The organism is Mizugakiibacter sediminis (assembly GCF_000953855.2).
GTDB classification, from domain to species: domain Bacteria; phylum Pseudomonadota; class Gammaproteobacteria; order Xanthomonadales; family Rhodanobacteraceae; genus Mizugakiibacter; species Mizugakiibacter sediminis.
Genome location: NZ_DF970233.1, coordinates 19,701 through 30,663, shown reverse-complemented (window position 1 = coordinate 30,663; position 10,963 = coordinate 19,701). Strand labels below are relative to the sequence as shown.

Annotated in this window: 12 protein-coding genes; 8 read left to right on the top strand and 4 right to left on the bottom strand. The window is 71.9% G+C overall.

Annotated features, from left to right (window positions below; all coding sequences use genetic code 11):
* The 3 genes from MBSD_RS11055 to MBSD_RS11045 form a co-directional block, all read left to right on the top strand.
* Positions 1-1,031, top strand: a 1,031-nt coding sequence (locus MBSD_RS11055) for a 2-oxo acid dehydrogenase subunit E2 (protein WP_114693257.1), incomplete at its 5' end; no start/stop codon positions are given.
* A 10-nt stretch (positions 1,032-1,041) separates the two neighbouring features.
* The gene (gene lpdA / locus MBSD_RS11050) at positions 1,042-2,787 is read left to right on the top strand and encodes a dihydrolipoyl dehydrogenase (RefSeq protein WP_062537378.1); all 1,746 of its coding nucleotides are present in this window, start codon (positions 1,042-1,044) and stop codon (positions 2,785-2,787) included.
* A complete protein-coding gene (locus MBSD_RS11045; RefSeq protein WP_062537377.1) occupies positions 2,784-3,194 on the top strand; it encodes a hypothetical protein in 411 nt (136 codons plus the stop codon). Before lpdA ends, MBSD_RS11045 begins: the two co-directional genes overlap by 4 nt.
* A 154-nt stretch (positions 3,195-3,348) precedes the next feature.
* Here the strand turns inward: MBSD_RS11045 and MBSD_RS11040 are convergent, their stop codons facing one another.
* A complete protein-coding gene (locus tag MBSD_RS11040; protein WP_062537376.1) occupies positions 3,349-3,690 on the bottom strand; it encodes an antibiotic biosynthesis monooxygenase family protein in 342 nt (113 codons plus the stop codon).
* A gap of 13 nt (positions 3,691-3,703) precedes the next feature.
* Positions 3,704-5,035, bottom strand: coding sequence for a Y-family DNA polymerase (locus MBSD_RS11035; RefSeq protein ID WP_082306626.1), 1,332 nt, complete (start codon positions 5,033-5,035; stop codon positions 3,704-3,706).
* Between the two features lie 185 nt (positions 5,036-5,220).
* On the opposite strand from MBSD_RS11035, the gene MBSD_RS11030 reads away from it, so the two are divergent.
* From MBSD_RS11030 to MBSD_RS11015, 4 genes are all read left to right on the top strand, one after another.
* Entirely contained in the window at positions 5,221-6,252 is a 1,032-nt protein-coding gene (locus MBSD_RS11030) for a TorF family putative porin (protein ID WP_082306625.1), read from the top strand.
* A 95-nt stretch (positions 6,253-6,347) separates the two neighbouring features.
* Positions 6,348-7,166, top strand: a complete 819-nt coding sequence (locus tag MBSD_RS11025) for an SDR family oxidoreductase (RefSeq protein ID WP_062537374.1) — start codon at positions 6,348-6,350, stop codon at positions 7,164-7,166.
* Between the two features lie 110 nt (positions 7,167-7,276).
* Positions 7,277-8,200: a hypothetical protein gene (locus MBSD_RS11020; RefSeq protein WP_062537373.1), complete on the top strand. Its 924-nt coding sequence runs from the start codon at positions 7,277-7,279 to the stop codon at positions 8,198-8,200.
* Positions 8,201-8,343: 143 nt separating this feature from the next.
* Positions 8,344-8,784, top strand: coding sequence for a hypothetical protein (locus MBSD_RS11015; protein WP_062537372.1), 441 nt, complete (start codon positions 8,344-8,346; stop codon positions 8,782-8,784).
* 194 nt (positions 8,785-8,978) lie between these two features.
* On the opposite strand, the gene MBSD_RS11010 is transcribed toward MBSD_RS11015, so the two are convergent.
* Positions 8,979-9,443, bottom strand: a complete 465-nt coding sequence (locus MBSD_RS11010) for an Mpo1 family 2-hydroxy fatty acid dioxygenase (RefSeq protein ID WP_062537371.1) — start codon at positions 9,441-9,443, stop codon at positions 8,979-8,981.
* 131 nt (positions 9,444-9,574) lie between these two features.
* Between MBSD_RS11010 and MBSD_RS11005 the strand changes: the two genes are divergently transcribed.
* Positions 9,575-9,985: an MAPEG family protein gene (locus MBSD_RS11005; RefSeq protein WP_062537380.1), complete on the top strand. Its 411-nt coding sequence runs from the start codon at positions 9,575-9,577 to the stop codon at positions 9,983-9,985.
* A 15-nt stretch (positions 9,986-10,000) separates the two neighbouring features.
* Here MBSD_RS11005 and MBSD_RS11000 read toward each other — a convergent pair whose 3' ends face one another.
* Positions 10,001-10,897 carry a phosphoribosylaminoimidazolesuccinocarboxamide synthase gene (locus MBSD_RS11000; protein ID WP_062537370.1) on the bottom strand — a complete coding sequence of 299 codons (897 nt, stop codon included), beginning with the start codon at positions 10,895-10,897 and terminating at the stop codon, positions 10,001-10,003.
* Positions 10,898-10,963: the final 66 nt, after the last annotated feature.

Here is a 10,963-nt window from a genome sequence, read left to right as displayed (position 1 = left end):
CGGCCGCTGCCGCGGCACCGGCGCCGGGCGCCACCGTGGCCGCACCGGCCGCGCCCGCGCCGCGCGAGGCCGCGCCGCGCACGCCGCCGGTGGCCTTCGACGTCGACCGCGTGCTGCCGGACAAGGTGCCCCACGCCAGCCCGGCGGTGCGCCTGTTCGCGCGCGAGCTGGGCGTCGATCTCGCCATGGTGCGCGGCTCCGGCCGCGGCGGGCGCATCACCCGCGAGGACGTGCAGGCCTACGTCAAGCAGGCGCTGGCCGGCGGCGCGCGCCCCGGCGCGGCCGCGGCGGGCGGCGGCCTCGACCTGCTGCCGTGGCCGCAGGTCGACTTCGCCAAGTTCGGCGCGGTGGAGTCGAAGCCGCTGTCGCGCATCAAGAAGATCGCCGGCGCCAACCTGGCGCGCAACTGGGTGATGATCCCGCACGTCACCCAGCACGACGAGGCCGACATCACCGACCTCGAGGCCTTCCGCGTGCGCCTCAACAAGGAGAACGAGAAGGCGGGCGTGAAGGTGACCATGCTGGCCTTCCTGATCAAGGCCTGCGTCGCCGCGCTGAGCAAGTACCCCGACTTCAACAGCTCGCTGGACGGCGAGAACCTGATCTACAAGAAATACTTCCACATCGGCTTCGCCGCCGACACGCCGAACGGGCTGGTGGTGCCGGTGATCCGCGACGCCGACCGCAAGGGCGTGCTGGAGCTCGCCCGCGAGACCGCCGAGCTGGCCGCGCTGGCGCGCGAGGGCAAGCTGAAGCCGGAGCAGATGCAGGGCGGCTGCTTCTCGATCTCCTCGCTGGGCGGCATCGGCGGCACCGCGTTCACGCCGATCGTCAACGCGCCGGAGGTGGCGATCCTCGGCGTGTCGAAGAGCTACATGAAGCCGGTGTGGGACGGCGCGGCGTTCCAGCCGCGGCTGATGCTGCCGCTGTCGCTGTCCTACGACCACCGCGTGATCGACGGCGCCGCCGCCGCGCGCTTCACCGCCCATCTCGGCGCGCTGCTGGCCGACCTGCGCCGCACGATGCTGTGAGGGCGCGCCGATGAGCACGATCGAAGTCAGGGTTCCGGACATCGGCGGCCACAGCGACGTGCCGGTGATCGAGGTGCTGGTCAAGCCCGGCGACAGCGTGAAGAAGGACCAGGGCCTGGTCACGCTGGAGTCCGACAAGGCGACGATGGAGGTGCCGTCCAGCGCGGCGGGCACAGTCAAGGAGCTGAAGGTCAAGGTCGGCGACGCCGTCTCGCAGGGCACGCTGATCGCGGTGCTGGAAACCGGCGCGGCCGAAGCCGCGGCCGCGCCGCAGGCCGTTGCGCCCGCGGCGCAGGCTGCGTCTGTGCCCGCGCCCGCGGCCAAATCCGCCAGCGGCCGCCAGGCCGACATCGAATGCCGCATGCTGGTGCTGGGCTCGGGCCCGGGCGGTTACACCGCCGCGTTCCGCGCCGCCGACCTCGGCCTCGACACCGTGCTGGTCGAGCGCTATCCCAGCCTCGGCGGCGTCTGCCTCAACGTCGGCTGCATTCCCTCCAAGGCGCTGCTGCACGCCGCGGCGGTGATCGAGGAGGCGCGCGGCATGGCCGCGCACGGCGTCGAGTTCGGCGCGCCGAAGATCGACCTCGCCAAGCTGCGCGCGTTCAAGGACGCCGTGGTCGCCAAGCCGACCGGCGGCCTCGCCGCGATGGCGAAGCAGCGCAAGGTGCGCGTGGTGCAGGGCACCGGCGCCTTCGTCTCGCCGCACGAGCTGGAAGTGCGGGGTGAGGACGGCACGCGGCTGATCCGCTTCGAGCAGGCGATCATCGCCGCCGGCTCGCAGGCGCTGAAGCTGCCGGGCTTCCCCTGGGACGATCCGCGCGTGATGGATTCCACCGACGCGCTGGCGCTGGCCGAGATCCCCAAGCGCCTGCTGGTGGTCGGCGGCGGCATCATCGGTCTCGAGATGGCCTGCGTGTACGACGCGCTGGGCAGCGAGGTCACCGTGGTGGAGATGGCCGATCAGCTGATGCCTGGCGCCGACGCCGACCTGGTGCGGCCGCTGGCGCAGCGCCTCGGCAAGCGCTACGGCGGCGTGCATCTGAAGACCAGGGTGGCCAGCGTCGAGGCGGAGAAGCAGGGGCTGAAGGCCACGTTCGAAGGCGAGAACGCCCCGCCGCCGCAACGGTTCGACCGCGTGCTGGTGGCGGTGGGCCGCGCGCCCAACGGCAGGAAGATCGGCGCGGACGCGGCGGGCGTCGCCGTGACCGAGCGCGGCTTCATTCCCGTCGACGCGCAGATGCGCACCAACGTGCCGCACATCTTCGCGATCGGCGACATCGTCGGCAATCCGATGCTGGCGCACAAGGCGACGCACGAGGGCAAGGTGGCGGCGGAAGTCGCCGCCGGTCTGAAGCGCGAGTTCGTCGCGCGCGTGATCCCGTCGGTGGCCTACACCGACCCGGAAGTGGCCTGGGTCGGCCTGACCGAGCGCGAAGCCAGGGAGAAGGGCATCGCCTACGGTGTCGGCAAGTTCCCGTGGTCGGCGTCCGGCCGCGCGGTCGGCATCGACCGCGCCGAAGGCTTCACCAAGCTGCTGTTCGACGAGGCCACGCACCGCGTGATCGGCGCCGGCATCGTCGGCGTGCACGCCGGCGACTTGATCTCCGAACTGGCGCTGGCGATCGAGATGGGCGCGGAAGCCGCGGACATCGGCCTGACCGTCCACCCGCATCCGACGTTGAGCGAATCGGTGGGCATGGCGGCCGAGGTCTACGAAGGCACCATCACCGACCTGTACCTGCCGAAGCGCAAGTGAGCGCGGATTCGCCATCGCCGCGCGCCGGCCCGCTCGGCCGCCACGGCACGCGCCTGCTGGCCGCGATGGCCGCGCTGGCGGTGTTCGGCGCGCTCGCCGCCGGCGGCGGCGCGAGCGCGCTGTGGTTCCTGCTGCCGTATCTCGCGTTCTGGCTCGGCGTGCGCCTGTTCGCCGACGTGCCGCGCTTCCAGCGCATCGCGCTCAACTTCGCGCTGGCGCTGTGCGGCTTCTGCACGCTGGTCGAACTGGCCGTGTTCGTCGCCGCCGGACGCGCGGCGACGCAGAGCGCGGTGTTGCAGGCGATGTACGGCTTGAACATCACCGTCGGTCTGATGCTGGTCGCCGCGGCGCTGATCTGGAAGCTGCTGCGCTACGCCGCCGGCGACGACGGTTCCGCGGATCCGTAGCCCGGAAACCGGCCGGCGCCCGGCGCACGGCAGCACTGCGGGCGCGCTTTCCTGCGGGCCCGCGCCGGCCGCAGGAAACGCCATCCGCGCCAATCCGCGTCCGCCGTGGCTTTTCGCACTTGGGAGCCGCGACCGCGGCGGTCGACGGATGCGCTCAGCGCCCGGAGGGCTCCGCCGACAGCGCCGCGGCCGGCAGGCGGTCGGCCACCTCGTAGTGGCGCACCAGCGGTTCCATGTCGAGCAGGAACTGCTCGTCCTCGGGGTAATACACGGAGCGGTTGGGGTCGCCGCCGGTCCAGGCGCCGATCGCTTCCAGCGAGTCCCACAGCGAGATGATCTGGAACTCGCAGCGCTCGCCCTGCACGCGGCGCAGCACGTACGCGCCGCGCTGGCCGGGCTGCTGCGCCAGCGACGGCAGCGCCGTCTGCCGCAGGTGTTCGAGGTAGGCGTCCGCCTGCTCTTGCGGCGTGATGCCGCGCCAGACGCGAGCGATCATGCGCGATCCTCCCTCAACCGGACCGCGGCAGCTTAGCATCGCCGCGCCGGCGATGTTCGCCCTCGGCCAGCACCTTGGCCTGGTTGATGCGTTTCAGCCACAGCTCGTGGTCGGCGTCCTGCTCCGTGCCGACATCGGGGATGCGGTTGAACGGGATGCGCATCGGCGCGGCGTCCAGCGCCGCGTGCATGCCGCCGAAATACAGGGTGTTGTGGCCGTAGCGGCGGTTGATGCGGTCGAGCACGGCGTTCAGCGCGTCGCTGGCGCGTTCGTCGCCGAACAGCGGGCGCGAGCCGTGCGCGCGTTCGATCACGCGGTGTAGCGTCACGCTGACCGACAGCGGCCGGGCGCGGCGCGGCAGCGGATGCGCCTCGAGCAGGCGCAGCAGGTGGTGCAGCAGCGCGCGGCTGTCGTCGGTGGGGTCGAAGACGAGGTCGGCCTCGACGCGCGCCTCCGTGCCGAGCAGGCGCATGCGCAACGCCAGCGCGCCGGCCAGCAGGCCGTAGCCGCGCAGGCGCTGCGCCGTCTTGACCAGCAGCTTCTTCGCCACCGCCTGCGCGCCCGGCGGCGTGCGCAGCTCCGGCGGCAGCACGTGTGAATGGCCGACCGAGCCGCGTTCGCTCGCGCGCGGCGGCAGCCATTCGCCGCGCAGCAGCGCCCACATGCGTTCGCCCTCGATGCCGCCCCAGGCGCGGCGCAGGACGAGCTTGTCGGCGGCGGCGAGCTGGGCGACGCTGCGGATGCCGAGCGCGTGCAGGCGCGCCTCCATCGCCGCGCCGATGCCGCACAGGTCGCGCAGCGCCAGCCCATGCAGTGCCTGCGGCAGGTCGGCCGCCTCGATCACCACCAGGCCGTCGGGCTTCCGCATGTCGGTGGCGGTCTTGGCCAGCCACTCGTTCGGCGCGATGCCGATCGAGCAGCGGATCGCGCCGTCGCCGGTCTCGCGGCGGATCTCGGCCTTGATCGCGTGCGCCAGCGCCTCGGCGCGCGCGCGGTGACGCTGGCTGCCGGTCAGCTCGCAGGCGACCTCGTCGATCGAGCGCGGCGGGCGCTCGTAGGGGATCACGCGCTCGATCGCCTCGAGCAGGCGATGGTGCCAGGCCACGTACAGGGACGGGCGCGCCGGCACCAGGGCGATGTCCGGGCACAGCCGGCGCGCGTCGCGCACCAGCGTGCCGGTGCCGACGCCGCGCCGTTTCGCCTCGACGCTGGCGGCAATGCAGCAACCGCCTTCGGCCAGCACCGGCACCACGCCCACCGGCCGGCCGCGCAGCGCGGGGTTCTCCTGCTGCTCGACGGAGGCGAAGTAGCTGTTGAAGTCGACGAACAGGCAGCGCAGGGTCATGGCGGCAGGCACGGAAAGGCCCGGGCGATATAGGCTACGCCCGTCGCGCGCGGCGAGACGTTAAGGATGCCCTGGATAAGCCGCCGTTCCCGCGAAAGCGGGGTTGCGAAGGCGGGAGGCGGCAGCGACCGCCGCGCGGGCGGCGGGACCGCGCGCAGGCGACCGCGTGTCATCCATCTTGTTGCATGCATGGGATGCCCGCTCGACTCGCGCCATCCCGGCGCTTGCCCTTCGGCCGCCTTCGGCGCTCGCGCGCAGTCGCGGGCATGACGCCGATCGAACCGTTCGGACTTTCCTTGGGGCACGGCGGCGAGACTCAAATCCCATTCAAGACAGACCCCCGAACGGCGCGATGGCGGCAGCGGCGACGCGCCGATACCATGCCGCCGCCGACAGGACGTCCGGCGTCCGCTTTCCCCCGACCGAGTGCAAAGCCGATGCGACCCACGACGCTCCTCGCGGCCGCCCTGCTGTCGCTGTGTACGTCCGCCGCGTGCGCCGGGCCCGCGGCCGAACCCGCGCCTTTCTTCAGCGGCTACGTGCAGCTGATGAACAACTACGTCAGCCGCGGCCTCGCGCAGAGCGTCGGCGATCCTTCCGCGCAGGTGGAGATCGACGCCAACGCGGGGCCCGGCGTGTACGGCAACGTCAGCGTGGTGAAGACCGACTGGGTGCGCAAGCTGTACGCCGGCGCGCGCGTGCACGTCGAGGCGGACTACGTGCTCGGCTACCGCGTCGTGTCCGCGCGCGGCGTGGCCTGGGAAACCGGCCTGCTGCGCCTGGAATTTCCCGGCCACTATGCGGCGCAGACGCCGCCGGTGCGCAAGCCGGACACCACCGAAGCCTTCACCCGCGTGCGCTGGAAGGGCTTGAGCGCGCGCTTCAACTACAGCCTGACCGACGCCTACGGCTCGCCCGACTCCGGCGGCACCTGGTACCTCGACCTGACCGCGGCGCATCCGCTCGGCCCGCGCTGGTCGCTGATCGCCCACCTCGGCCGCAAGCAGGCGCGCGGCAGCGATCCCGCCACCGGCGCCGAGTACGGCGACATGAATTCCTACACCGACTACAAGCTCGCCGCGGCGCGCAACTTCGGCGCCGGCGTCAGCCTCACCGTCGCCTATACCTGGACCAACGCCAAGCCGCAGTTCTACACGCTCGACGGCTACAACGTCGGCGGCCGCCACGTCTCGGCGGTGCTGCAGAAGGACTTCTAGTGCGGCCGGGCGCGAAGCGCCCGGCTGCGACTCGCGTCGGCTACGATATGCGTTCGACGCGCGCCCCTCGCGCGGTCCGGAACGCACCCCGCCCGATGACCCATCTCGTGTTCGGCGCCAGCGGCCAGGTGGGCCGCTTCCTGCTGCCGCGCCTGGTCGCGCGCGGCGCCGACGTCTGCGCGGTCAGCCGCGAGCCGCACGCCGACGGCGAGGGCGTGCGCTGGCTGCGCGGCACGCTGCCGGACGCGGTGCCGGTGCCGCGCGACGCCGCGGCGCTGATCAGCCTGGGGCCGGTGCATCACTTCGTCGCCTGGCTGGAGCGCGCGACGTTCGACGGCCGTCCGCGCGTGGTCGCGCTGTCGTCGATGAGCGCCGACACCAAGCGCGCCTCGCCCGATCCGGCCGAGCGCGCGGTCGCCGCGGTGCTGGCCGAGGCCGAGCGGCGTCTCGCCGCGCGCTGCGAGGCGCTCGGCCTCGCCTGGACGGTGCTGCGGCCGACGCTGATCTACGGCGCCGGCAGCGACAAGAGCATCACGCCGCTGGCGCGCCGCGCCGCGCGCTGGCACGTGTTCCCGCTGCCGGCGGCGCCGGGCTTGCGCCAGCCGGTGCATGCCGACGATCTCGCGCTGGGCGTGCTGGCGGCGCTGGACCGCCCGCAGAGCGCCGGCCGCGTGCTGCCGTTCGGCGGCGGCGAACGCCTCAGCGCCGCCGCGATGTTCGCGCGCGTGCGCGCCACCGTGCCGACGTGGACGCTGCCGCTGCCGGTGCCGGCGTGGACGCAGCGCCTCGCCGCAGCGGCGCTGCCGCGCCTGCGCGGCCCGCTGTCGCGCCTGGGCTCCGACCTGATCGCCGACAACGCCGAGGTCGAGCGCCTGCTCGGCGTGCGGCCGCGCGATTTTCGGCCGCCGACATAAGGCGACGCGAGTCGCGCATTTTGCCGCCTGGCTTATGACTACCGGCGCATGCCATGCGGGCCGCGCCCTGCTGCAATCGTGCCCGGTCGATACGGCGAGGAGGAGTGCGTATGCGGCATGCCCTGATGCGAGGTGCGGCGCTGCTTGCGCTGACGTCAGCGTTCGCAGGCGGCTCGCATGCGGCGCCCGTGTTCGTCGCAACGCTGCCGTTTCGGGATTGCAACGGGCTGATCTGTTTCGAGGCACGTCTCGACGGCGCGGCGCCGCGCACGCTGATCCTCGACACCGGCAACGTACGTTCATGGGTGTTGACGGATGCCGCGCGCGCGCTGGGATGGCAGTTGGCGACGGCGCATACCGCCGACGGCAAGACGGTGGCCGGCATCTACAAGGCCGGCGCGCACCGAGCCGCTCTCGGCGCCATGGCGGGCGACGCCGATTTCCTCGCCATCGACCGCGCCCAGTTCGGCGCACTCGGCATTCCCTGCGATGGCGCGCTCACCTACACGTTCTTCCACGATCGGGTGCTGCAGATCGACTATCCGCGCCACCTGCTCAGGATTTCCGCGGTCATCGATGGCCCGGCCGACGCGCATGCCCGCGGCACGTTGCAGCTGATCACCTTCGGCAAGCATGGACCGCCGATCTTGGTCGGCGCGCCGTTTACGGTCGATGGCCACGCCGTGCGCGCGCAGATCGACACGGCTTACACCGGTACGCTGCTGGTATACGACGCGGCGATCGCTCCGCTCGGTTTGCAGGCGCTGGCCGCCGGCGCCGTGCCCCGGCATTTCCCCTACACCGATGGCGGCGTCGATATGCGGGCGGCGCACGCGCGTTCGACTGGTTTCGCCGGCGTCGCCCTGGATGCCGAGGACGCGACGGTCTACTTCCCCACGCCCGGCGTGCATCAGCCCGACGGGCTGTTCGAGGCCACGGTCGGCAACGCGCTGTTCCGCCACGCCGTGGTCACGCTCGACCTGCACGCCATGACCCTCGACGTACGGCCTGAGCCCGGGGCGGCCGCCGGCTGAAGCCTCGGCGCGCGCCTGGATCGGTCCGGCACGCGCTGCTCCCGCCGATTTGCATCGCCAGCGGCGGCCCCGCATGATCGGCGCACCGTGCGGGGGCACGGCATACGCGAGGGGGACACATGGAAAACGGATTGGGGGCCCTGATGGGCCTGGGCATGGGCATGGTGCTCGGCGGGATCGTCATCGGCGTGCTGGTCGGCGCGCTGGTGCTGATGCTGGCGACCAAGCTGGTGGAGAAGTTCACGCCGTCGTTCGGCCAGGCGCTGCTGGTGACGCTGGCCTGCCTGGGCGCGGTGTTCGTGGTCAACCTGGTGCTCGGCCTGATCGGCTTCGCCGGCGGCATGGGCGGATTCGCCGGCGGCTTGTTCGCGCCGCGCCGGCTGCTGGTGCTGGTCGCCGATTTCCTGGTCGGCGCGTGGGTGATCCAGCAACTGCTCAAGCTGCCGTCCGGCGAGCGCATGGCCTACGGCCGCGCCTGCCTGGTCACGCTGGTGCAGTACGCGATCGGCCTCGCCATCGGCATCGCCTTCGGCCTGGTGTTCGGCGTGCTGCTGGGCGGCATGTTCGCCGCCATGCATCACTGAAGGCGCTGCCTGCGCGCACCGGCGCCGCGCCGGTGCGCGCGCTCAGAGTTTGTGAAAAAACTCACGTCCTGTGCGTTTTTTCAGTCGTGAGTCCGGCACAGGTCCGGGCTCATTCCCGCGAAGCAAGCGCTGACGCGCTCGCTTCGCGCGCGAGCCGTCCATGGCTCGCCTGAGAGGCTGTTTTTCACAGCCTCTCAGTAGGCGATGCCTGCGCGCCGCAGCAGTTTGCCCATCAGCCACGCCGGGCCGATCAGCAGATAGGCGAGGTCGGTGAGGAAAGAGGGGCGGCGGCCCTCGATGACGTGGCCGACGAACTGGCCCACCCACGCCGCCACGAACACGCCGCCGGCCAGCCACAGCAGGTGCGTCGGCCCGAGCGCGCGATACAGCGCTTCGCTGAGCAGGCCGAAGACGACGAAGGCCAGCGCCATCGCCATGCCGAGCATGCGCGACAGGCGGAAATAGAACATGAAGGCGCCGAACATCGCGACGAACGCCCAGAAGCCCGGGCGCATCAGCGCGGGGATCACCGGCAGCGTCCACAGCGCGGCGATCACGCACCACAGGATGGCCGGCACGCACACCCAATGGATGGCGCGGTTGACCGGATGCTGGTGGTCCGCGCCGTAGCTGGCGAACCAGTCGTGCACGCTGCGCATGGCGCCCCCGCGGGTGCGGCGGATCGGAGGTCCGCCCGTTCCGCGCCATCTTAGGAACGATCGGGGCGGGCCGTACAGTCGGCCCATCCTCGCGCGCTAGCATGGTGCCGGGGCAACGGGGAGATATGGCGATGAACAGTCCTTCGCTGTGGGTGCTGACCGCGCTGATCGCCTGGGCGCTGGCCTTGCTGCTGCTGATGGAAGTGCTGCGCTCGCGGCTGGTGCTGCTGGGCCGCGTCGCCTCCAACGCCTTCACGCCGGACAACGCCAACCTGTCGCCGTTCATGCAGCGGCTGGCGCGGGCGCACGCGAACTGCCTGGAAGGGTTGCCGATCTTCGGCGGCCTGCTGGTGGTCGCCGTGATCGGCGGCCGCAGCGGCCTGACCGATCCGTTGGCGCCGTGGCTGCTGGCCGCGCGCCTGGCGCAGTCGACGATCCACCTCGCCTCGACGCGCGTGTGGGCGGTCAACGCGCGCTTCACCGCGTTCGCCGTGCAGATGGCGATCGCGGTGTACTGGACGGTGCTGCTGCTGCGCGGCTAGTGCCGCGGCGATGCTTCAGTCGAGCGTGATTCCGGCCAGCCGCTTCAACGCCTCGGCGTACTTGGCGGCGGTGCCCTCGATCACCTCGCGCGGCAGCTTCGGACCGGGCGCCCGCTTGTTCCAGTCCAGCGTCTCGAGGTAGTCGCGCACGTACTGCTTGTCGTAGCTCGGCGGGCTGATGCCGACGCGGTATTGGTCGGCCGGCCAGAAGCGCGAGGAGTCCGGCGTCAGCATCTCGTCCATCACGTACAGCTTGCCGTGCTCGTCGGTGCCGAACTCGAACTTGGTGTCGGCGATGATGATGCCGCGCTCGGCGGCGTAGGCGGCCGCCCAGGTGTAGATCGCCAGCGTCGCCGCGCGCACCTGTTCGGCGAGGTCGGCGCCGATCGTCGCCACCACCTGGTCGAAGCCGATGTTCTCGTCGTGCGCGCCGACCGCGGCCTTGGTCGACGGCGTGAAGATCGGCTCGGGCAGCTTCTCCGCCTGGCGCAGGCCCTTCGGCAGCGCGATGCCGCACAGCCTGCCGCTGGCCTGGTAGTCCTTCCAGCCGGAGCCGATCAGGTAGCCGCGCGCGATCGCCTCGATCGGCACCGGTTTCAGCCGCCTGGTCACCACCGCGCGCTTCGCGTACAGCCTGGCGTCGGTGCCCGGCGGCAGCACCTCGGCGACCGGCGTGCCGGTGAGGTGGTTGGGGATGATGTGCGCGGTCTTGCCGAACCAGAAGTTGGAGATCTGGCAGAGCATCTCGCCCTTGCCGGGAATCGGGTCGGGCAGCACCACGTCGAACGCCGACAGCCGGTCGGTGGCCACGATCAGCAGGCGGTTGCCGGGCAGCGCGTAGACGTCGCGCACCTTGCCGCGATGGATCAGCTCGAGGCCGGGCAGGTTCGACTGGTGCAGGACGGTGGGCACGGCGCGCTCCGCGGCGGAAGGAAAGGGCGTCCATTGTAGCGGTTCAGCCGTCCGCGCCGGCCGCGC

What these genes read in the sequence shown, in the direction of transcription:
- MBSD_RS11035 (WP_082306626.1), bottom strand. Translation starts at nt 5,035, where the DNA reads ATGACCCTGCGCTGCCTGTTCGTCGACTTCAACAGCTACTTCGCCTCC.
- MBSD_RS11020 (WP_062537373.1), top strand. Translation starts at nt 7,277, where the DNA reads ATGCGGCATGCCCTGATGCGAGGTGCGGCGCTGCTTGCGCTGACGTCA.
- MBSD_RS11025 (WP_062537374.1), top strand. Translation starts at nt 6,348, where the DNA reads ATGACCCATCTCGTGTTCGGCGCCAGCGGCCAGGTGGGCCGCTTCCTG.
- MBSD_RS11010 (WP_062537371.1), bottom strand. Translation starts at nt 9,443, where the DNA reads ATGCGCAGCGTGCACGACTGGTTCGCCAGCTACGGCGCGGACCACCAG.
- lpdA (WP_062537378.1), top strand. Translation starts at nt 1,042, where the DNA reads ATGAGCACGATCGAAGTCAGGGTTCCGGACATCGGCGGCCACAGCGAC.
- MBSD_RS11005 (WP_062537380.1), top strand. Translation starts at nt 9,575, where the DNA reads ATGAACAGTCCTTCGCTGTGGGTGCTGACCGCGCTGATCGCCTGGGCG.
- MBSD_RS11040 (WP_062537376.1), bottom strand. Translation starts at nt 3,690, where the DNA reads ATGATCGCTCGCGTCTGGCGCGGCATCACGCCGCAAGAGCAGGCGGAC.
- MBSD_RS11030 (WP_082306625.1), top strand. Translation starts at nt 5,221, where the DNA reads ATGCATGGGATGCCCGCTCGACTCGCGCCATCCCGGCGCTTGCCCTTC.
- MBSD_RS11015 (WP_062537372.1), top strand. Translation starts at nt 8,344, where the DNA reads ATGGGCCTGGGCATGGGCATGGTGCTCGGCGGGATCGTCATCGGCGTG.